The 20,267-nt window shown below is 72.1% G+C and carries 16 protein-coding genes and 1 pseudogene; 5 read left to right on the top strand and 12 right to left on the bottom strand.

The annotated features are described in order from the left end of the window. Window positions 1–24: 24 nt before the first annotated feature. From ACFY9V_RS04195 to ACFY9V_RS04175, 5 genes are all read right to left on the bottom strand, one after another. Window positions 25–1,350 carry a SpoIIE family protein phosphatase gene (locus ACFY9V_RS04195; RefSeq protein WP_391159312.1) on the bottom strand — a complete coding sequence of 442 codons (1,326 nt, stop codon included), beginning with the start codon at window positions 1,348–1,350 and terminating at the stop codon, window positions 25–27. Between the two features lie 508 nt (window positions 1,351–1,858). Continuing rightward, the gene (locus tag ACFY9V_RS04190; RefSeq protein WP_391159311.1) at window positions 1,859–2,146 is read right to left on the bottom strand and encodes a ricin-type beta-trefoil lectin domain protein; all 288 of its coding nucleotides are present in this window, start codon (window positions 2,144–2,146) and stop codon (window positions 1,859–1,861) included. Window positions 2,147–2,168: 22 nt separating this feature from the next. After that, entirely contained in the window at window positions 2,169–2,717 is a 549-nt protein-coding gene (locus ACFY9V_RS04185) for an EF-hand domain-containing protein (RefSeq protein WP_355335982.1), read from the bottom strand. A 309-nt stretch (window positions 2,718–3,026) separates the two neighbouring features. Continuing rightward, on the bottom strand, window positions 3,027–3,644 hold the full coding sequence (locus tag ACFY9V_RS04180; protein WP_355335980.1) for a DUF6879 family protein: 618 nt from the start codon (window positions 3,642–3,644) through the stop codon (window positions 3,027–3,029). Next, on the bottom strand, window positions 3,637–3,906 hold the full coding sequence (locus tag ACFY9V_RS04175; RefSeq protein WP_355335978.1) for a hypothetical protein: 270 nt from the start codon (window positions 3,904–3,906) through the stop codon (window positions 3,637–3,639). The genes ACFY9V_RS04180 and ACFY9V_RS04175 overlap by 8 nt, the downstream gene beginning before the upstream one ends. Window positions 3,907–4,411: 505 nt before the next feature. Between ACFY9V_RS04175 and ACFY9V_RS04170 the strand changes: the two genes are divergently transcribed. Next, window positions 4,412–6,544: a tetratricopeptide repeat protein gene (locus tag ACFY9V_RS04170; RefSeq protein ID WP_391159587.1), complete on the top strand. Its 2,133-nt coding sequence runs from the start codon at window positions 4,412–4,414 to the stop codon at window positions 6,542–6,544. Between the two features lie 5 nt (window positions 6,545–6,549). On the opposite strand, the gene ACFY9V_RS04165 is transcribed toward ACFY9V_RS04170, so the two are convergent. Continuing rightward, on the bottom strand, window positions 6,550–8,658 hold the full coding sequence (locus tag ACFY9V_RS04165) for a UvrD-helicase domain-containing protein (protein WP_391159309.1): 2,109 nt from the start codon (window positions 8,656–8,658) through the stop codon (window positions 6,550–6,552). 194 nt (window positions 8,659–8,852) lie between these two features. Beyond that, window positions 8,853–10,886: an ATP-binding cassette domain-containing protein gene (locus tag ACFY9V_RS04160; RefSeq protein ID WP_391159306.1), complete on the bottom strand. Its 2,034-nt coding sequence runs from the start codon at window positions 10,884–10,886 to the stop codon at window positions 8,853–8,855. Window positions 10,887–11,204: 318 nt separating this feature from the next. Here ACFY9V_RS04160 and ACFY9V_RS04155 point away from each other — a divergent pair, with 318 nt between their 5' ends. Further along, on the top strand, window positions 11,205–12,131 hold the full coding sequence (locus ACFY9V_RS04155; protein WP_391159303.1) for a patatin-like phospholipase family protein: 927 nt from the start codon (window positions 11,205–11,207) through the stop codon (window positions 12,129–12,131). Further along, window positions 12,128–13,330 (top strand): hypothetical protein, encoded by a 1,203-nt coding sequence (locus ACFY9V_RS04150; RefSeq protein WP_391159302.1) that lies wholly within the window; start codon window positions 12,128–12,130, stop codon window positions 13,328–13,330. The genes ACFY9V_RS04155 and ACFY9V_RS04150 overlap by 4 nt, the downstream gene beginning before the upstream one ends. Before the next feature lie 150 nt (window positions 13,331–13,480). Here the strand turns inward: ACFY9V_RS04150 and htpG are convergent, their stop codons facing one another. After that, the gene (gene htpG, locus ACFY9V_RS04145) at window positions 13,481–15,460 is read right to left on the bottom strand and encodes a molecular chaperone HtpG (RefSeq protein ID WP_391159300.1); all 1,980 of its coding nucleotides are present in this window, start codon (window positions 15,458–15,460) and stop codon (window positions 13,481–13,483) included. Window positions 15,461–15,656: 196 nt separating this feature from the next. On the opposite strand from htpG, the gene ACFY9V_RS04140 reads away from it, so the two are divergent. Together ACFY9V_RS04140 and ACFY9V_RS04135 are read left to right on the top strand one after the other, a co-directional pair. After that, entirely contained in the window at window positions 15,657–15,926 is a 270-nt protein-coding gene (locus ACFY9V_RS04140; RefSeq protein ID WP_391159297.1) for a DUF1905 domain-containing protein, read from the top strand. A 45-nt stretch (window positions 15,927–15,971) separates the two neighbouring features. Continuing rightward, window positions 15,972–16,612 (top strand): annotated as a pseudogene (locus ACFY9V_RS04135) (transposase). Between the two features lie 13 nt (window positions 16,613–16,625). On the opposite strand, the gene ACFY9V_RS04130 reads toward ACFY9V_RS04135, so the two are convergent. The 4 genes from ACFY9V_RS04130 to ACFY9V_RS04115 all read right to left on the bottom strand — a co-directional run bounded on the left by ACFY9V_RS04130 (window position 16,626) and on the right by ACFY9V_RS04115 (window position 20,248). After that, entirely contained in the window at window positions 16,626–17,045 is a 420-nt protein-coding gene (locus ACFY9V_RS04130) for a hypothetical protein (RefSeq protein WP_391042523.1), read from the bottom strand. 302 nt (window positions 17,046–17,347) lie between these two features. After that, the gene (locus ACFY9V_RS04125) at window positions 17,348–17,947 is read right to left on the bottom strand and encodes a hypothetical protein (RefSeq protein ID WP_391159295.1); all 600 of its coding nucleotides are present in this window, start codon (window positions 17,945–17,947) and stop codon (window positions 17,348–17,350) included. Between the two features lie 128 nt (window positions 17,948–18,075). After that, the gene (locus tag ACFY9V_RS04120) at window positions 18,076–18,699 is read right to left on the bottom strand and encodes a GNAT family N-acetyltransferase (protein ID WP_355335962.1); all 624 of its coding nucleotides are present in this window, start codon (window positions 18,697–18,699) and stop codon (window positions 18,076–18,078) included. Window positions 18,700–18,883: 184 nt separating this feature from the next. Further along, window positions 18,884–20,248: an ARMT1-like domain-containing protein gene (locus ACFY9V_RS04115; RefSeq protein WP_391159293.1), complete on the bottom strand. Its 1,365-nt coding sequence runs from the start codon at window positions 20,246–20,248 to the stop codon at window positions 18,884–18,886. Window positions 20,249–20,267 lie beyond the last annotated feature (19 nt).

The raw sequence follows: 20,267 nt of genomic DNA, 5'->3' as shown, positions 1-20,267 counted from the left end.
GCCGCGCGGGGCGGGGCGGTCAGGTCAGAGACCGGCCGCGCGAGGCGGGACGCGGAGCGCCAGCAGGGCGGTGTCGTCGCTCGCCCACCCACCGCTGTGGTCGTCGAGGACGCGGCCGATCCGCTGGACGACGGAAGGGGCGTCCATGCCGTGGCAGGCGGCGAGGGCGGCGGCGAGATTCTCCTCGCCGAACAGCGGCCGCGGGGCTCCCGGGACGATGGGGCGGGGACGGGCCTCGGTGGCGCCGTCGGTGTAGAGCAGAAGCGTGTCGCCGGGCGCGAGCCGGAAGCGAACGTCGGTGAGGTGCACGTCGGGCAGGACGCCCAGCAGGCTGCCGCGGCGGCCCGACTCCTGGACGCGGCCGTCGGCGCGCAGGATCAGGGCGGGCGGGTGCCCGGCGGTGCACAGCCGGCCGGACACGCCGGTGGCGGTGGTACGGAAGGTGGCGTGCACGGCGGTCAGGAACCGGCCGTCCGTGCGCTGGTCGAGCAGCGCGGAATTGAGGTGGTCGAGGACCACGGCGGGCGACAGGTGCTGCGTGGCCTGCGCGCGCAGGGTGTACCGGGCCAGCGCCGTGACCTTGGCGGCCTCCGGGCCCTTCCCGCACACGTCGCCCATCGTGGCGCACCACCAGGGGCCGCGGGCCTGGAAGAGGTCGTAGAAGTCGCCGACGACCATGCCGCCGTCGGCCGGGGTGTACGAGGCGGCGGCGTCCAGACCGGAGACCGTCGGCAGGACGGGCGGCAGGAAACTGTCCTGGAGGCTGCGTACGAGGTCGGTGGTCGCGGCCAGCGCGGTGCGCGCCGTCTCCAGCGAGGTCCGCAGATTGATCTCGTTGCCGACCGCCCGCGCGAGGGTGGCCAGCGTGGCCAGTTCCGTCGGGCGCCAGGCGTGCGGGCGGTCGTCGATCACGCACATGCTGCCCAGCACCTCGCCGCCCGGTCCGAGGATCGGGTAACCCGCCCACGCGCCGATCTTCATCGGCTGTACGGAGGGGTGGTCGCGGGTGCGCGGGTCGGTGGCCGCGTCCTCGACGGCGAAGGGCTCGCCGTCCAGGCCGACCAGGAAGTAGCAGAAGCTCTCCCGCACCGGATTCTGCCGCCCCGCGATCTCCGTGATGTCGACCCCGACGCACGACTTCCAGAACGAGCGGCGCTCGTCGACCAGCGTGATGAACGCCCGTGAGCAGCCGGTCACCGCACCGGCCAGGGCCGCCAGGTCCTCGAACTCCGGCTCGGGACCGGTGTCCAGCAGGCCGGTCGCCGCCACCGCGGCCAGCCGCCTCGGATCGTTGAGCGCGGCGGGCAGCCCGTCCGCCCGCAGCCCGCCCCGGAAAGCCACACCCTGCATCGCAGCGCCCTCCCGGACGATCCCGGCCACCCGCGACCGGGGGCCAGAGAGGAGCCGCCGCGCACACCGACGGACGCCAAACATTTGACGTATGGCAACAATAACCACGGACGGGGGCGGGGAGCGGCCGTGCGGGCCACATTCTCCCGCCGCGGGAGGCCGGGCGGCGGCGGGGAGCCGGGCACGCCACGGCCACGGGCACCGCGACGCCGAGTGGTGTGATCGTGAGCACAGGGGCCGCGGGCGCGGCCGGTGCCTGGTCGGGGCGCGGTCGGTGCCTGGTCGGGGCGCGGTCGGTGCCTGGTCGGGGCCTGATCCGGGCCTGAACCCGGAGCGGCCGGTGGCTGGTCCGGGCCCGGTCGGGGAGGCCGGGCGTCGGGGGCGGGCGTAGAGACGTACCGCGGGGGCGTACGTACGCGGGCACGTACGCCCCTCCCGCCGCGGCCGGGCCCCGCGTACCGGCGTCTCGATGCACCCGGCCGCCCACCCGCCCGAGGCCGGGCCGGGCTCAGCCCGGAAGCGTCCACGCCTGGTTCGCGCCGCCGTCGCAGTCCCAGAGTTCCACGAGGGCGCCGTTGGCGGTGGCGGCCCCGGTGATGTCGAGGCAGCCGCCCAGCGCGCGGACCGCGCCGCCCGCGCCGGGAGTGACCGTCCACTTCTGCGCGGCCGTGCCGTTGCAGGTGTAGAGCTGGACGGCCGTGCCGTTCGCGGTGCCGCTGTTCGCGATGTCGACGCACTTGCCGGGAATGCCGGAGGTGATCGCGCCCGCCGTCGTGACGCCGGCCCGGCACCTCACGCACGGGCCCGCGGCGGCGACCTCAGTGCCGCTGCGTCGGGAACCGTCCGCACAGCCAGTTGCCCGGCTCCGCCGGGTCGTCGCTGATCCAGAACTGGCGCCACAGCAGGGTGAATTCCTCACGGCTGAGGTGGCCGTCCCCGTTGAGGTCGAGGAGTTCGAAGACGCCGGTCATGTCGACGGGGCGACCGTTCCAGGTCTCCACGAGCGTGCGGTGCTCCTCCGGGGAGATGACGCCGTCACCGTTGGCGTCCACGGCCTCGAACACGGTGTCGGCGGTGGCGACGACGTCCGCGATCATCGTGGGCAACCGGTCGACGAGCGCGAGCAGTTCACCCCAGTCGACCGCGCCGTCCCCATTGGTGTCGCCGGTCTCCAGCAGCGCCGCCCACCAGCCCATCAGCAGCGTCTCGACGCGTGCGCGCAACTCCGTGCCCGGCGCCACCGCGGGCAGCCGGTTCCAGCGGGCGACGAGCGCCCTGAAGTCCTCCTCGCGCAGGTAGCCGTCACCGTCGGCGTCGAACGCGCCGAACATCCCCCTGAGCTTCTGCTCCTGAAACGCGCTGGCCATGAGCGGTCCCCCTCGACCTCGACCCGAACCACGAAGCACCCGTGCCCGCCGCCGCGCGGCGACAGCGGGCAACAATCAACGGTAGGCCGGGACGCGCTCGCGCCACCACAAGCACATATGTATGGACATTCACCCTTCGGCGCCAGCCGCGCCCCGGCCCCCAACGCCCGTCCGCCGCGCGGCAGTCGACCCCTGACGGATGCGCGAAGACGCCGGACGGACGCGTCCGCTCCGCGGCCCCCACCTGGCACCTCACCGCCTGCGTGGTCCTCGCGAACGCCTAGGGGCCGCCCGGCGGTCGGCGGCCGACTAGCCGACGCCGTCGATGACCGGCGGTGAGAGCGTGGCGATCTCGCGGTCGAAGAAGTCGCCGAAGGGCTCGCCCCGCGCGTAGAGCGATGCGAACCCCGCCCTGGTCTCGGCGATCAGGGCGGGTTCCGCGTACCGCCTGGCCCCGTCCGCGTTTCCCTCGTCGTCGTACTGCACCTCGTACATCACCACGTCACCGAGGATCACGACCTCCGGCACCGTGCGCTCGCGCTCGATGTCCGCGATCGTCCGCGCGTCCAGGACCCTGATCCGGTCGCCCACGGCCGCGCGCAGGCGCAGGACGTGCAATTCCCACTGCACGTACGGCGTCACGGGGAATTCGACGACTCGGAGCCGCCGCTGCGCGACGCCCAACTCCTCCGCCTCGGCGAATTGCCGGGCGTAGGCCGGACGTCTTTCCTCGATGAGCGCGAGTGCTTCTTCCCAGCGCCCGGCGGCGAATGCCTCCCAGCTCGCGAAACCGCGTTCCTGGAAATGCTGGCCGCGTTCCAGCTTGTCCTGGCTCCTGACGCCGCTTTTGAGGATCCGGAAGAATTCCTCGTGGTAGGCGGGCCGGGCGAGGCGTTCGAAGGTGCCGTTGGGAAAGGAGTCAAACACTGGGAATGTCCGGTTTCGCCGCGATCAGCATGTTTCTCGGGATGACGACGAGTCGCTCGTCGGAGCCGACCGAGACCCCGGCGGGCAGATTCCGCCCGAGGGAGGCCGTCAGATCCCGGCCGATGACGGCGATGTCGCCGTTCTCCAGCTCCCAGATGTCGGGGCAGTCGGGGGTGTCGGTCGTATTCCCCAGCTCCTGAGGTGATTTACCGAGGCGCTTTAAGAATGTGGTGTCGGGATTTGCTTCCCATGGTCTGGTCATGGTTGCCCCCAGGATCGGCTGCGTACTGTCGTACCGCGTGCGGATCGTACCCGCATCGGCGTCACTACAGCCGGAGCGTACCCGATAACCAGCCGTCTGGCATATGCCACGACGGCGGCGACCGCCTTCGGATGCCTATCGCAATTCGACTCCCGGTGCAATAATGATCCACACCGGACGTGACCGGTCCTCGAATTGGCTCAAAGCCAATATGATCAGATTATTGAATGGTAGGGGGAGCTGTGGATCCGGAACTCGCGGTGCTCACGCGGACCGCCGGAGCCCCCGTGGTCGCCCCGATGGCGACCGACGCCTGGCGGACCACGCGTCACCGCGTCCTGGCACAAGGGCGCCGCGCCCGGACCGGCCGCTTCCGGACCGGCCGCTTCCAGCCCGCTCGCTTCCAGCCCGCTCGCCTCCGGACCGGCCGCTTCCCGCCCGGCCGCGCCCAAACCCGCCGCGACCAGCGCGTCACCGAGCGGTGAGCGGTACGACCGGCGGGTCCATGGACGGCCGCGCCCAGGACGACGGCCGGGTCTACCAGGCGTCGGGAGATCAGCACATCAGCGAGCACCACCACTACGACGGCGGACCGCAGGCCCCGGCCGGTCCCGACTCGGTGCGCCGGCCCGCCGTCGGCCGCCCGCCCCTGGTCCTGCGGGACCGCACCGAAGTCCTCGACCGGTTGAGGAGCGCCCTCACCGCGCAGAGCGGCGACGACATCTTCGTGCTGTACGGCATGGGTGGCTGCGGCAAGACCGCGGTCGCCCACGCCTTCTTCCAGACCGCCACCGCCGAGTACGGGCGGGTGGGGCTCTGGGTGAACGCCACGGACCGGGCGAGCCTGCGCTCCGGGATGCTCGCGGTCGCCGCGGACCGCGGCGCGGCCGACGGCGAACTGCTGGCCGCCCGCAACGGCTACCGGCCCGCGGCCGACCTCGTCTGGCGGTACCTCGCGAGCTCCCCCGATCCCTGGCTGCTGGTGCTCGACAACGCGGACGACCCCGCGATCCTCAGCGACGGCAGCTGGCTGCGCACCAGCCCGCGGGGCACGGTGCTGGTGACCACGCGCCGAGCCGCACCCCGCTGGTGGCCCGGCGCGGAACTCCAGCACATCGGCGTCCTGCCGCGCGAGGACGCGGCGCGCGTCCTGCGCGACCTCGCCCCGCACACCGGCACGCTCGCCCAGGCCGCCGAGATCGCCGACCGCCTGGGCCGACTCCCGCTCGCGCTCACCCTCGCGGGCGGCTTCCTCTCCCACCAGGTCATAGAGCCCTGGACGATGGATGTGTACGGACGCCATCTGGAGGAAGAACTCCCAGTCCAGTTGCTCGACCGAGGGGCCGATGCCTTGAGTGATGCGGACCCCCGCCATCTGGTGGGACAGACCTGGCAGTTGACGCTCGACGCCTTCGCGGCGCGCGGACTGCCCGAAGCGGTCGACCTGTTGCGTCTGATCGCCCGGCTGGCCCCCGAGCCGCTGCCGCTGTCGGTCCTCAACGACGACGGCATCAGCGCCGTATTGCCCCGCGGTCGCGCCGAGTCGGCGCTGCGCGCCCTGCTCGACCACTCGCTCGTCGAACGGGTCGACGTCGGCGACAACGCGGGGCTGCGCTGCGTTCTCGGCCACGGCGTACTGCTCGACAGCGTCGTGGCCGCCACTCCGGCGGCGCAGGCCCCTGTGCTGGACGCGACGGCCGGCCGTCTGCTCGGCGCCGCGCTGCCGGAGGTGCCCGACGCGGGCCCGTACGATCCGCGGCTGCGGCTCCTGGCGCCCCACGTACGCGCACTGCTCCGGCGGACGGGCGAACCCGCCGTCGTCGCCGAGGTGTTGGAGGTGGCCACCCGGCTGGCCACCGCGATGCACCGCACCGGCGACTACCCGTCGGCGTGGGAGACCGTCGGCGCGGCGGCGGACATCGCGGCGCGGACGCTCGGCGACGGACACCGGGCCGTACTCGCGGCACGCTCACGCGCCGGACGGGTCCTGTTCCGGCTGGGCCGCTACACCGAGGCCGAGGAGTCGCTGCGGCGCACGCTCACCGCCCAGCGGCAGCGGTTCGGAGCCGACGACCCGGACAGCCTCGACAGCGCGCACGGGCTCCAACTCGTCCTGCGCAATCTCGGCCACGCCGAGGAGTCGCTGACGCTCCTTTACGCCACGGCCGCGGGCCGCCAGGCCGCGCTGGGGCCGTGGCATCCGCTGACGCTGCGCTCCCGGTCCAGCATCCTGGCCGCGCTCGGCGCCGCGGAACTGACCGCGGAGGACGGACGCACGGGCCTGCTGTCGCTGCCGGGGCAGTGCGCGGAACACCTCGGCGTCGACCACACCGTCTCCGTGGGGGCCCGCCACAACCACGCCTGGGCGCTCTTCCAGTTGGGCCGCCTCGAGGAAGCCGACAGCGAGATCGGCGAGGTGACCGAGACCTATCTGCAGCGCTTCGGACCCGACTACCCCATCGCCCTCGCCGCCCGCCAGCTCCAGGCCCGCACCCGCACCGCGCTCGGTCACACCGACGAAGGCATCGCGCTCATGGACGACGTCGTCGCGCGCCGCGCCCAGAGCCTCGGCCAAGACCACCCCTTCACCGTCGCGAGCCGTGACCTCCTGCGGAGGCTGCGCGCCGAGCGTCCGTAGACGCGTCACGCCTGGGCGGCGGGAGTGACGCTGCCCAGCCAGAGGGTGTCGCGGGCGCGGGTCATGGCGACGAAGAGCTGGCTGCGGCCGAGTTCGCGGCGCTCGCGCTCGGTCTCGGAGAGCCCTTCGGCGCCGGTCAGCAGGGAGGTGTCGTACCGCGGAAGGTAGACGCGTTTGAACTCAAGTCCCTTGGCGCGCCGGTAGCTTCCGAGCTTGACGCCCTCGACGGCGTGACCGGCGTAGCGCTCCAGCGGGCAGACCGGGAGGCCGGAAGCCGTGAGGAGGTCGCGGTAGCGGCCGATGGCCCGTACGGAGGGGCAGAGCACGGCGGAGTCGGCCCGCTCGGCGGGGGTCAGGGCCAACAGCGCTTCCAGCAGGGCCCGGTCATGGTCCTCGACGGTCGGCCGGTCCACGCGCCGCACCTGGCCGTCGTGGTAGGTCAGGTCGACTTCCCTGGCGCCGGAGCTGCGTACGCCGTCGATGTCCTCGAAGGCGTCGTCGGCGACCACCGCGAGGGCCGCGTCGAGGATGTTCTTGCTGTTGCGGTAATTCGTGCTGAGCACCTGCCCGCGCTCGCCGCGGATGTCGATGCCCGCGTCGGAGAGCCGGAATCCCCCGGGGTAGACGGCCTGTTGCCCGTCCCCGACGAGCAGCAGGCCGTTGGGAGCGTCGCCGATCAGGGCGTGCAGCAGCTTGACCCCGACGAGGGTCAGGTCCTGGACCTCGTCGACGATGACGGCCGCGTACGGCGCTGCCTCGGTGGAGCTGCTCGCCTCGGCGAGCGCGAGGGTCAGCACGTCGTTGAAGTCGTGCACGCCGCGTTGGACGCGCAGCGACTCGTACGCCTCGTAGAGTCCCCAGACCGCCTGCCGGTGGGGCCTTCGCAGGCCCACCCGACGGCGGCGGCGCGGCAGGACGGCGTATTCCTCGAAGGAGGTGATCCCGCGGCCCTTGATGACGTAGTCGATCTCGTCCTTCCAGTAGCGCGGCAACGGGTCGAGTTCGGTCAGCGGGCTGTCGCGTCCCGCGTGCGTCCAGGCGAGGCTGAAGGCCGTCTCGGCCTTGTCCCCGTTCAGATTCACCGGCACACCGCGGTCCTGCGTGTACTGCTGCGCCCACGAGTGCAGGCTGCGGAACTCCACCCGGTCGGCGACCGCGGGGGACATCGCGTGCAGGAACGTCTCCTGCACGCGCGGGAGGTTGCTGGCGAAGGTCACGTACAGGACGCGTCCCGTGGTGCGTTGGGCGAGGTAGGACGCGCGGTGCAGACCGACGACGGTCTTGCCCGTACCGGCGGGTCCGCTGATACGGGCGGGGCCGGACCAGTTGCGGCGGACGAGGGCCACCTGGTCCTGGGCGAGGAAGGTCATCCACTGCTCGATCGGTGCCCGCATGGCGGCGTCCAGTGCGGCCTCGCGCATGCCGTCGAGGTCGAACAGCCCTGCGGCGGGCTGTTCTTGGCGTCCGGAGCGCGGCACGGTGGACGGCGCTGTGGTCGACGCTGTGGCGGGCTCGGTGACGGGCTCTGTGGCCGGCTCGGTGGCCGGCTCCGTGACCGGCCCTGTGGCGGGCTCGGTGACGGACGATCCCTCGTACTCGGGGAACACCCGCCCCAGGTGGTCGGCTATGACGCGCACCGAGGCGGCGTTGAGCCGGTGACGCTCCGCCAGCAGATACGGACCGACCTCCCGCTCCCCCAGGAGCCGGATTCTCCCCAGCGCGGTGTCCACGCGCTTGTCGGCGAAGACCATCAGCGGCCGGACCGCGACCGGGGACATCCCCAACGAGGCGACCGCCGTCTCGGCGGTCTTGGTCACCGCCGAGAGCTTGCGCGCGTGCTCGTCCCTCACCTCACCACCCGCGAGGAGCCGGCCGTCCTCGACCTCCGGGTCGGCGCGCCAGTTCTTGACGTCCACGACGAAGACACCGGCGGGCCCGACCAGCAGCATGTCCACGTTCGCGGACCGCGTACCCGGCCACCGCCGGTCCACCAGAAGCCGCCAGCCGCGCTCGGTCAGCACCAACAACTGTGCGCTGACCCGCTGTTCGCCCTCGCTCGCGCTCTCCCACTGCCGCGCCTGCCGCCGCGCCGCCTGCCACTGCTCCCGCAGCAACCGCTCCTGCCGACGCGCCTCTTGAGCCCGCCGCGAAGCCGATCCCCCCGCCGCCATGGCCCACCCCCTCCCACGTAGCGCGACGATCATAGGACGCTCCGCTACGAAGCGGCAGGGGGCGTCGGCCGGGGCGAAGTGCGGCCGGACCGGCGGCGTGTCGGCAATTCCGGCGCCTCCGTAGTCGTCTCTCGGCCTCAGAGGTCGGCCGTCTGCTGCTGCTCCACGGGGCCGGAGGGCTGGGCGGGGATACCGGGCGCGCGGTCGTTCTGGAGGAGCCACAGGTCGTGGAAGAGGCCGGGGGTGTCGCGGAGTTGGGCGAAGGTGCCGTACTGGACGAGGCGGCCCTGGTCGAGGACGGCGATCTTGTCGGCGACGGTGACATTGGTGAGGCGGTGGGTGACCAGGACGACGGCGCGGTCGGCGGCGAGGGTGCGCAGGCCGGTGAAGATGCGGTGTTCGGCGCGGGGGTCGAGGGCGGCGGTGGGTTCGTCGAGGACGAGGAGTCCGGCGTCGCGGTGGAAGGCGCGGGCGAGGGCGACGCGTTGCCACTGGCCGCCGGAGAGTTCCTGGCCGCCCCACCACTCGCGGGCCAGGAGGGTGTCCAGGCCCGAGCGCAGGGACGTGACGACCTCGTCGGCGCCGGAGGCGTGGGCGGCCGTATCAACCGCCTTGTGCGGGTGGTCGGTTCGGGGCTGGCCCAGCGTGATGTTGTCGCGGGCGGTCAGCGGCCACTTCGCGTACTCCTGGGGTACGACGGCCACGCGTGACCAGGCGGCGTGCGCGTCCAGGGTGCGGGTGTCGGCGCCGTCCCAGACGACGGCGCCGCGGTCGGGGAGGTAGAGGGCGGACAGGAGTTTGCTGAGCGTGGTCTTGCCCGAGCCGTTCTCGCCGACCAGGGCGAGGACTTCGCCGCGCCGCACGTCGAGGCTGACATCGAGCAGGGCGGGCCGGTCGGCGTGCGGGTAGGTGTACGTGAGGCGGTCGGCGCGTACGACAGCCGGGCCGGTCGGTACGGTCTCGCCGCGGGCGATCCGGTGGCCACCGGCCTCGTCCAGGAAATCTGACCAGTCGTCAAGGTACATCCCGGTACGGAAGATGATGGCGCCGTAGCCGATGATGCCGCGCAGTCCTGAAGCGACCGTGCGCAGTGCGAACGTCGCCGTGCCCGCGGACGCGACGGACACGCGGCCGGTGCTGATCAGGAAGAGCAGCGCCGCCCAGACCGCTCCGGCCGCGACTCCCCCGGCCAGGCTCCCGACGAGCGACATCTTCGCCGCGCGCCAGGCGGCCCGGTCGGTCGCGGCGTCCACCCGCGCCCCAGCCGCCCGGTACTTGCCGAGCAGGAAGTCGGCCATCGTGCCGGAACGGATCTGGTCGGCGTGCTGCTTGTCGACCAGATTCCACCGCAGGACGCTCAGCAGGCGGCGGTCCTTCATCGTCTCCAGCGACGCGAGGTAGTTCAGCCGCGCCCCCCGTACGCCCGCGATGGCCTGCGGCAGCGCGGCCAGGACGAGCAGCGGCAGCAACACGGGGTGGACGCTGGTCAGTACGGCCGCGGCGGCGATCAACGATGCGGCGGCGGCGAGGATGTTCTGGGACTGGTTGAGCATGTCCTGCGAGACCTCGACGCCCCGGTCGGCCGCGTCCCAGCGGTCGTTGTAGCCAGGGTGGTCGTACGCCGTCAGCTCCGCGTGGGTCGCCGCGTCCAGCAGCCGCAGCTCCGCCTCCCGCGAGATCCGCGGGGCCAGGCGCGTGGACAGACCGGTGACGGCGATGCCCAGCACCGCCCGTACGCCCGCCGCCGAGGCCAACAGGGCCAGGGAGGGCGCGGCTTGGCGGAGCCGTTCGTCGATGTGGCCCGACGCGATGACGGCCGTGATCGTGCCGGTCACCGCCAGCAGGCCGAGCGCCTCCAGCACGCCGGACAGGACCTGGCAGGCGAGCAGCGCGGTGACCGCCTTGCGGTCCACGTGCCAGGCCATGCCGAGCGCCCGGCGCACCAGTTGGGGCAGTCGGCGGGCCATGGCGCGCAGCGTGATCGCGTAACCGGCCTCCTCGCTGCGGTCGCCAGGAAACGTCAGGCGCAACTCCTCGTCGGGTACGGCCTTTTCGTCGTCGCTGGCAGCAGCGGTGCGCGCCGTGGCCGTGGGGGACCGGTCGATCGTCGGGGACGCCACCGGCCGGACGGTGGTCGTCGGAGGCTCTTCGGTCGTCGGGGGTTCGGTCATCGGTGTACGCCCTTCGCCGTGACGTGGCGGTCGGCACCGGACCGGCTCGGCGGAAGGAGGACGAAGGCACCGGCTCGGCCCGCCCGGCTCGCCCCGACGCGACGCGGCCCACCAGTCTGCTCCAACCGCCCCGCCGCCACCCCCCGCTCGCCAAGCCCCGGTCGGCGCAAGGACGCAGCCGCCGCCCCGACGGCGTACGCCGGTCCGCTACGGCCCGCGCCGTCCGCCGCGAAAGCGCCCGGCCGCCGAGGCGGCACCGCGCCTGTGGCGAGTTCGGGCGGCTGATTGGGGGGAAGGAGCGGGGGCACGCGTTCTGGCATGGACCACAGTGCGGGTGAATCGGGGGGACCGGCGTTCGTGCTGGGGGGCGGCGGGGCCCTCGGGGCGTACGAAGTGGGCATGCTCAAGGCCCTGTTCGCGCAGGGGGTGAAGCCGGGGATGGTGCTCGGGACCTCCGTCGGAGCGATCAACGGGGCCGCCGTGGCCGCCGAGCCGTCGCAGACCGCCGTCGGCCGGCTGATCGAGCTGTGGACGGGGCTGGGCAAGGCCGGGGTGTTCGCCGGTTCGCTGATGGGCCGCGTGAGCACCGCCGTGCGGAGCCGTACGCACCTCTACACCCCGGCGCCGCTGGTCGACCTCCTGCGTGAGCACGTACAGGTCGCGCTCATCGAGGAGTTGGAGGTGCCCTTCCAGTGCGTGGCGGCGAGCATCGAGAACGCCGCCGAGCACTGGTTCGACCGCGGCCCGCTGATCGAGGCGGTGCTCGCCTCGTCGGCCGTGCCCGGACTGCTGCCGCCGGTCGACGTCGACGGCGAGCACTTCGTGGACGGCGGCCTCGTCAACAGCATCCCGGTGGGCAGGGCCGTCGCCCTGGGCGCGCGCGAGATCTACGTCCTCCAGGTCGGCCGCATCGAACGGCCGCTGACGCCACCGAAGTTGCCGTGGGACGTCGCCATGGTCGCCTTCGAGATCGCCCGCAGGCACCGGTTCGCCCGCGACATGGCCGACCTGCCGTCGGACGTGACCGTGCACGTACTGCCCAGCGGGGCGGCGTCCGGTGAAGCGGCCGGGGCGCTGGGCCAGTTGCGGCACCGGGCCTTCGGGCAGACGGCGGACCGTATCGAGCGGGCCTACGCCGCGTCGTCGCGGTATCTGGAGAGCGCGCTCGACGGGGCCGCCCCCAAGTCCCTTGTCCCGGAGGGCTCCGGCGCCGAGGACCCGCACTCCGCCGAGGGTCCGGCGTGACGGGCCTCGACTCGGGCCTGAACGCGGGGCCGGGTCCGGCGGGTTCAGGCACGGGTCCAGCTACGGGTCCAGCGAGTACGGGCCCGGCGGGTGCAGGTACGGACGCGCTCGCGAGCGCCGACCCGGCCGCGCGGGTCCGGCCGTCGACCCGTACCCGTACCCGTACCGGCACCGCCGCCGCTGCCGCGGGCGCCGCGCTGGTCACGGCCGCCCGGCGTACGGTCACCACCGCGCTCGTGGTCGCGCTGATACCGGTGGCCGCGGCCCTCCTCATCACCGTGACCGTACTCAGCGCGCCTGTGTCGATCCCGTCGCGCGGCGCGTGGCGGCCCACGCGTATGGCCGGATTCCTGCTCGTCTACCTCGTCGTGGACCTCACGGGAGTGCTGGCGGCCTCCGCGCTCTTCCTGCACCACCCCCGGGCGGACCGGGACCGGCGGGCGGCCGAGGCGTTCGCGCTCCTCGCGCGGCTGCTGGCCGTACTGCGCAAGGTGGCGGACCGGCTGTTCCGGCTGGAGGTGGAGATGACGCCCGCGCTGCCCGTGGGCGACCGGCCGCCGGACGTACCGCTCGTGGTGTTCGTCCGGCACGCGGGTGTCGGCGATTCGTTCCTGCTCCTCCAGACGCTGCTCACCGACGTACGCCTGCTGCCGCACACCGTTCTGAAGGGCGTCCTGCGCGCCGATCCGTGCCTCGACGTCCTGCTCGGCCGGGTCCCGCACTGCTTCCTGCCCCCCGCGCACGGCACCGCCGAGGACGCGATCACCGAACTGGCGGCGGGGCTGCGGTCGCGCGACGCGCTCGTGATCTTCCCCGAGGGCGGCAACTTCACCCCGCGCCGCCACCGCCGCGCCATCGCCAGCCTGCGCCGCCTCGGCCAGTACCGGCGCGCGGCCCGCGCGGCCCGGCTGCGGTACGTGCTGCCGCCGCGGGACGCCGGAAGCCTCGCCGTACTGGCGGCCGCGCCCACCGCCGAGGTGGTCTTCGTCGTCCACTCCGGCCTCGACGTCATCGCGTCCGCGCGCGCCGCCTGGGACTTCCTGCCGTTCCGCCGCCCGGTGCGGGTCCACTGGTGGCGGATACCGGCGGCCGAGGTCCCGGTCGGGGACGCGGCGCGCAGCGAGTGGCTGCTCGGGCAGTGGGAGCGGATGGACCGGTGGACGGCGGAGCAGGCGGTCGCGGCGACGCCGCACGTATAGAGGGCGCGCGTACGGCGGTTCGCCGTACGGGGGTCGCGCGTACGGCGGCTCATGTAAAGGGGTCCACGCGTACAGGAGCTCACGCGTGGAGCCGGGGGCCGTGCGGCGATCCGTACGGCCCCCGGCCCCAGCGCCCTCAAGAACCCCGTCTCACAAGGTGCGTTCGAGGCGGTCCGCGACCAGCTTCACGAAGCGGGAGGGGTCGGGGAGTTCGGCGCCCTCCGCCAACAGGGCGAGCTGGTGGACGAGTTCGGTGGTCTCTTCGAGGGCCGGGTCGTCGGGACGCTCGGCGTGGGTGCGGTTGAGGCCGACGACCAGCGGGTGCTTGGGGTTGAGTTCGAGAATCCGCTTGGCGTGCGGGATCTCCTGGCCCATGGCGCGGTAGATGTTCTCCAGCGCCGGTGACACGTCGTTGGTGTCCGAGACGACGCAGGCGGGCGAGACGGTGAGCCGCGAGGAGAGGCGTACGTCCTTGACCTGCTCGCTCAGCAGTTCCGTCATACGGGCGAGCAGGCCCGCGAACTCCTCTTGCTGCTTCTCCCGTTCGGTCCCCGCCTCCTGCTTCTCCTCCTCCGTGCCGAGGTCGACCTCGCCCTTGGCGACGGAGCGGAACTGCTTGCCGCCGAACTCCGGTGCCGTGTCGACCCAGACCTCGTCCACGGGGTCGGTCAGCAGCAGCACCTCGATGCCGCGGGCCTGGAACGCCTCCATGTGCGGGGAGTTCTCGACGGCCTGCCGCGATTCGCCGGTGACGTAGAAGATGTGCTCCTGGCCGTCCTTCATCCGCTCGACGTACTGCGCGAGCGTCGTCGGCGCGTCCTTGTCGTGCGTGCTGGCGAAGGAGCTGACGCCGAGGATCGCGTCACGGTTCTCGAAGTCGCCGAGCAGCCCCTCCTTCAGGACGCGGCCGAACTCCCGCCAGAATGTGGCGTATTGCTCGGGCCGCGCGGCCATCATGTCCTTGACCGTCGACAGCACCTTCTTCGCCAGCCGCCGGTGCATCAGCTCGATCTGGCGGTCCTGCTGGAGGATCTCGCGCGACACGTTCAGCGAGAGGTCCTGCGCGTCGACGACTCCCTTGACGAAGCGGAGGTACGGCGGCATCAGCGCTTCGCAGTCGTCCATGATGAAGACGCGCTTCACGTAGAGCTGGACGCCGCGCTTGTAGTCGCGCATGAACAGGTCCTGCGGCGCGTGCGCCGGGATGAACAGCAGCGCCTGGTACTCGAAGGTGCCTTCCGCGTGGAGGCGGATGATCTCCAGCGGGTCGTTCCAGTCGTGGCTGATGTGCTTGTACAGCTCGTGGTAGTCGGCGTCGCTGACCTCGTCGCGGGAGCGGGCCCACAGGGCCTTCATGGAGTTCAGCGTTTCGAGCTGGGGCTCGGGCTTGGGAGCCGCCGCGTCAGTACCGTCCTCGGCGTCGCCTTCGGTGTCGGCGCCGGTGTCGGTGTCGGCGTCGGTGTCGCCTCCGGGCGCGGGCTCCGCGGCCATCCTGATCGGCCAGGTGATGAAGTCCGAGTACCGCTTGACGATTTCCTTGATCTTCCACGGTGAGGTGTAGTCGTACAGCCGGTCCTCGGCGTCCTCCGGCTTCAGCCGCAGCACGATCGCCGTCCCCTGCGGGGCGTCCTCGACGGTCTCCACTGTGTACGTCCCCTCACCGCTGGACGTCCACCGCGTGCCCTCGGTCTCCCCCGCGCGCCGCGTCAGCAGCGTGACCTCGTCCGCCACCATGAAGCTCGCGTAGAAACCGACCCCGAACTGGCCGATCAGGCCCTCTGCGGCGCCCGCGCCCTCGGCCTCCTTCAGCTCCCGCAGGAACTTCGCGGTACCCGAGTTGGCGATCGTCCCGATGAGCTGGACCACTTCCTCCCGGGACATCCCGATCCCGTTGTCCCGCACGGTGAGCGTACGGGCCTCCCGGTCCACCTCCAGCCCGATGTGCAGGTCCGACACGTCCACGTCCAACTCGCTGTCCCGCAGCGCTTCGAGCCGCAGCTTGTCCAACGCGTCCGAGGCGTTGGACACCAACTCGCGCAGGAACACGTCCTTGTTGGAGTAGATCGAGTGGATCATCATCTGCAGAAGCTGACGCGCTTCCACCTGGAACTCGAACGTCTCGGTCGGCATGGTCCGCTGTTCCTTCTCACATCACCGGCTGACAGGCACTGACCGCAGCACTGTAGATGAGCCCCCGCCGCCCGCACGTCAGCCTTCGCGGCCCGCGATGAGTTTCCGCCTCGCCGCCGGTCCTACCTGGTGAACGCCCGCGGACGTCCCCGGCCGGGGCGCGCCACCGAAAGCTGCTGAACAGGCGGTATCCACGATGGACAAGCGATTCACCGCGACCCTGCTGAAAAGCCCGAACAAGGGCGGCTGGACCTACGTCGTCTGGCCCGAGTCCGCCGCCTTCTTCGGCACCCGCGGCCTCGTCAAGGTCCGCGGCACGATCGACGGCCACCCCTTCCAGAGCTCCTTCATGGCCCTCGGCGACGGCACCCACAAACTCCCCGTCACCGCCGAACTGCGCAAAGCCATCAGCAAACAAGAGGGCGACACCGTCACGGTCCACCTCCAAGACCGCCTCCCCTCCTAGGCCGTGTGTCGAAAGTGGATCTTGAGTGGTGAATGATCACGGTTTATGGGGCGGGGAGATCTCACAGACGAGCAGTGGGCAGTGCTAGAGCCGTTGTTGCCGAGGGGGACGAAGGCAGGTCGGCCGCCCGTCTGGCCTCGTCGGCAGCTAATCGACGGCATACGGTTCCGGGTCCGGACCGGTATCCCGTGGCGGGACGTGGCCGCCGAGTACGGGCCGTGGGGCCGGGGCTACGACCTGTTCCGCCGATGGCTGCGGAACGGCACCTGGCACCGGATCGTCACCCGGCTCCAGTCCCTGGCCGACGCGAAGGGGGCGATCACGTGGGACCTGAATGTCGACTCCACGGTGTGCCCCGCATCGGACCGGGCCGGCCACGCGTCCGCCCCGATCGCGTGCGGGCCGATAATGCCTACGCCTCCCGCAAGAACCGCGCCTACCTACGCCGCCGTGGAATCCTCTGCACCATCCTCGACAAGGCCGACCAGGCCCTCAACCGCCGAAAGCCCGGCTCCCGCGGCGGCCGGCCGCCGCATTTCGACTCGGTCGACTACCGCGAGCGTCACGCTCTCGAGTGTGGAATCAACCGCCTCAAGCGCCACCGGGCGGTGGCCACCCGCTACGACAAGCTCGCGGTCCGCTTCGAGGCCACAGTCCTCGTCGCGGCCATCAACGAGTGGCTGTGATCAGCGCACGTTGCTACAGCTCGTAGTCCTGGGCCAGTTCCTCCCAGCGAATGCTGCGAAGCGCAAGGTCAGCATCCTCACCCGCCGGTACCGCCGGTGCTGGCTGGAACCAGGCGATGATGAGGGTGGAGCCGTCCATTGCCGGGTCGAGCGCCGTGGAGTTGAAGACGCCGACGCAGGCCACGGAAGGCAGCACTTCAACGGGACCGAAGGCGCCGCCGGTCTCGTCCGGGTACTCGCGCGAGGGCGGAACGAGATAGACCGGCATGGAGGGAAATGCAAGCTCGGCCTGCCGCTGGACCCAGCTGACCTTCCGGTCGTTGATGCGCTTGCACGGGTAGCCCTCCAGCATCCCCCCGTAGGTCGAAGACATCCGTAGCTCGGTAAGCCGGATCGATCGACCGGACAACAGGACTATGCGACCCAGTGACATGCCGACACCCTATGCGCACGATCCACTTCCGATACACGGCCTAGCCCCACCCCCGCCCTCAAAAAACCACAAGCCCACCACCCCGCCCATCCGCCACGATGCCCCCCATGCCCCACGCCCCTGCCCTGCCCTGCGACGGGATCACGTGTGCCGCTGCGAACTTCCGCAGCTGGTACCTGGAGTGGCTGACCGACCGGGAGGCCGCCGTCGGGGGCCGGCCTTCGTGACGGCGGCCGCGGGTGTGCGAACGGTGCGATAGGGGTGCCGAGTTGACGGCCCTGCGCGCTCTCGGTCGCGCGCCGCTATGACGTATGCGCGCCGCCCGCGATCGCGGCTCTGACGACGGTGGCGGTGTCGAAGGCGTCGCCCAGGGAGCACAGCACGTCGCCGTCTATCGCGTGCAGTTCGAGGCGGTGGACCTGACGCGTCGTGCCGCCCTGGCCGATGGCGACGGAGTCCTCGCGCTCGACGACGCGGATGTCCGGCCAGGCGTGGACGTCGATCCGGGCCGGGCGGGTGATGACGATGCCGCCGTCGAAGACGTGCAGCCGCGGGATGCGGTTGTCGCGGCGCTTCTCGTAACGGAACGCGGTGATCGGCAGCGCGAGGGCGAGGACGAGGAAGGTGACGCCGATCGAGGTGACCACCGGGTTGTACGGGTGGAGGACCAGGCCGATGCCGGGCGCGAGCAGGACGACCGCGAGGCCGAAGGCGACGCAGCCGACGTCACCGCCGCCGAGCGCGTGGACGGCGCGGGACTCGCCGAAGCCGTGCCTTTGGGCGAGTCGGGCGACTTCGCGCAGGGTGGCCGGGCCGTTCGTCCCCGCCGCGTCCCGCGAACCGCCGCCCGTATCCGTACCCGTACCCGCATTCGTACCGGCTGCCGCTCCCGCGTCCGTCATCGCCCCGCCGCCTCTCCCCCGCGCGCGGCCGCGTACCAACGGCCGTGCCTCTCCTGCTCCTTACCCGCGGGCGGGGGTGCCGTACCTCCACCTAGGAGGTACGGCTGCCTGTACGGCTACGCGTACGCCTATACGGCCGCGGCGCGCGGCTCGCGCCACATCGGCCACATGTGAGGCCCGTCCGGGAGGTCGATCGTGCGGCCGGTGAAGACGAAGCCGAGCCGCTCGTACAGGCCGCGGCTGCGCTCGCTGCTGGCCTCCAGATACGCGGACAGGCCGTCGCGGTCGCAGCGTTCGAGGACGGCGGAGATCAGTTCGGTGCCGCGGCTCTGGCCCTGCAACTCCGCGTCCACGGCGATGAGCAGCAGGTATTCGTGGGCGGGGCCCGTGGGGTGGCCCTCGCCGAGGATGCGGGCGATCTGCTCGACACGCTCGTTGTCCGGGTCGACCGCCTCGCGGAAGGCGGCGGGGTCGTCGTCGTCCGCGTGCGCCTGGGCGTCCTCGGGCGCGTCGGTGGTCGCGGGTATCGACATCCACAGGGCGACCGCCTTGCCGTCCTCCGTCATGTCGACGTAGCCGTCGGCGAGTACCTGGTCGGCGAAGGCGCCCATCAACGACGCGTGCTTGCGCAGCCGGTGCTCCGGGTCGGGGAAGACCCAGCTACTCACGGGGTCGTTCCTGAACACCTTGTCCAGCACCCCGACCACGACCTCCCGGTCGTCCGCCCCGGCCCTCCGGATCGCCACACCCATCGCCCTGTCCGCCCTTCACGTCGTCGTCCTGTGTCGTCTCACGTTGTCGGTGCGCGCTGCACCGCACGCGTCTGATCAACTGATCATGCGCGTACGGCGGTTGCAGCCTAGAGGGTGCGGCCCGGTGTGTCCGGGCGTGCCGGGGAAGAGGGCGGAGACGGTCCTTCTCCGCGGGGCCGGAGGTTCAGACCGTACGCACCTGGACGACGGCGTACGTCCCGCTCGTACGCCAAGCCGCGCCGTTCGCCGCGCTGTTGGCGTCGAGCGCGGTGACCGTACCGGCGTCGAGGCCGACGATCACATCGGACTTGAGGGTGCGCAGGGCGGCCAGCGGACTCGGGAAGTAGCCGGTGGGCAGGGAGAATGCGGTCGTCGGGGACCACAGGCGGTCGCCCACCAGGCGGCGGTAGTTGAGGTCGCCCTTGAGCACCGTCAGTGTGGCGCGGCCCAGTTCGGCCCGCAGATCGGCGGGCATGTCGGCGTACGGCAGCGGCGCGCAGGCGAACGGGTGCGCGCGGACGGCGAGTCGGCCGGTGCCCAGCGCCGACCACAGCCGGGCGCCGGTCTCCCGCGCTCTGCGGCCCGGTGCCTGCCCGATCCGGCGCAGGCAGTCGACGACGTCCGAGGTCGTCGCGTCCGAGACGAAGTACGGGTACGGCTTCACGTGCAGGACCGCGGTGGCGGCGCGGCCGGTGTGCAGGAGATGGTCGATCAGGATCAGGTCGGGGATCAGCTCGCGGCCCGCGTTGTCGGCGATCACGGTCACCGCCGCGGTGCCGGGCGGGGCGGCGGCGAGGTGCCGCCAGAGGGCGGCGCTGTCGTCGGCGAGGAGGTCGTCGGAGGGGGTGCTTGTGGGGGCGTGGGTGGGGGACGCGTGCGCGGAGGACGTGTTCGTGGAGGACGCTTCCGCCGTAGGAGCTTCTGCCGAAGGCGCTTTCGTGGAGGACGCGTTCGCCGGAGACCCGTGCGCCGTAGGCCCGTTCGCGGAGATGCGGAAGCCGAGGTCCGCGCGGTTGCCCCACAGGGCGCCATGGAGGACGGCGCGGTCCCGGTCGTCCGGGGCGAGGTCGTCGAGCGCGTCGAGGGCGGCCAGTTCGTCGGCGACCTCGGGCCCGGTCAACTCGGCGCGCTTGAACGGCGCGAAGGGGTCGACGCCCTGCCACGGCCCCGGCCCGAAGTAGCCGACCGCGTCCAGCAGCCTGCGGTAGAAGTAGCTCTCGGCCCACAGGAAGGGCACCTCGTACCACGACGCACGGCCGACGTACGCCTCCGCGCCCCATTCCGCCCACCGTCGGACGCCGTCGGCGCGGGTGTCGGTGCCGGTGCGGGTGTCGGTGCCGGTGTGGGTGCCGGTGTGGGTCGACAGCGGGCCGATCGGCGGGCCCGAGGTCGCGTCGGCCGACGCGGGCGCGGCCGTCTCCTCCGCGAGCGCGTCGAGTGCGCGGCGCTGCTCGGGCGGGTACGGGAAGGCGTCCGCTACCTGCCTGATCAGCGCCGGGTGGCGGTCGGCCAGCACGCTCCTGGCGAAGGAGCCGGGCGTACCGCTCATGACGACGGGGGCGGCGGGG

Origin of the sequence: Streptomyces sp. NPDC008317, assembly GCF_042955955.1 — a bacterium.
GTDB lineage: Bacteria > Actinomycetota > Actinomycetes > Streptomycetales > Streptomycetaceae > Actinacidiphila.
This window is presented reverse-complemented; position numbering and strand designations above follow the sequence as displayed.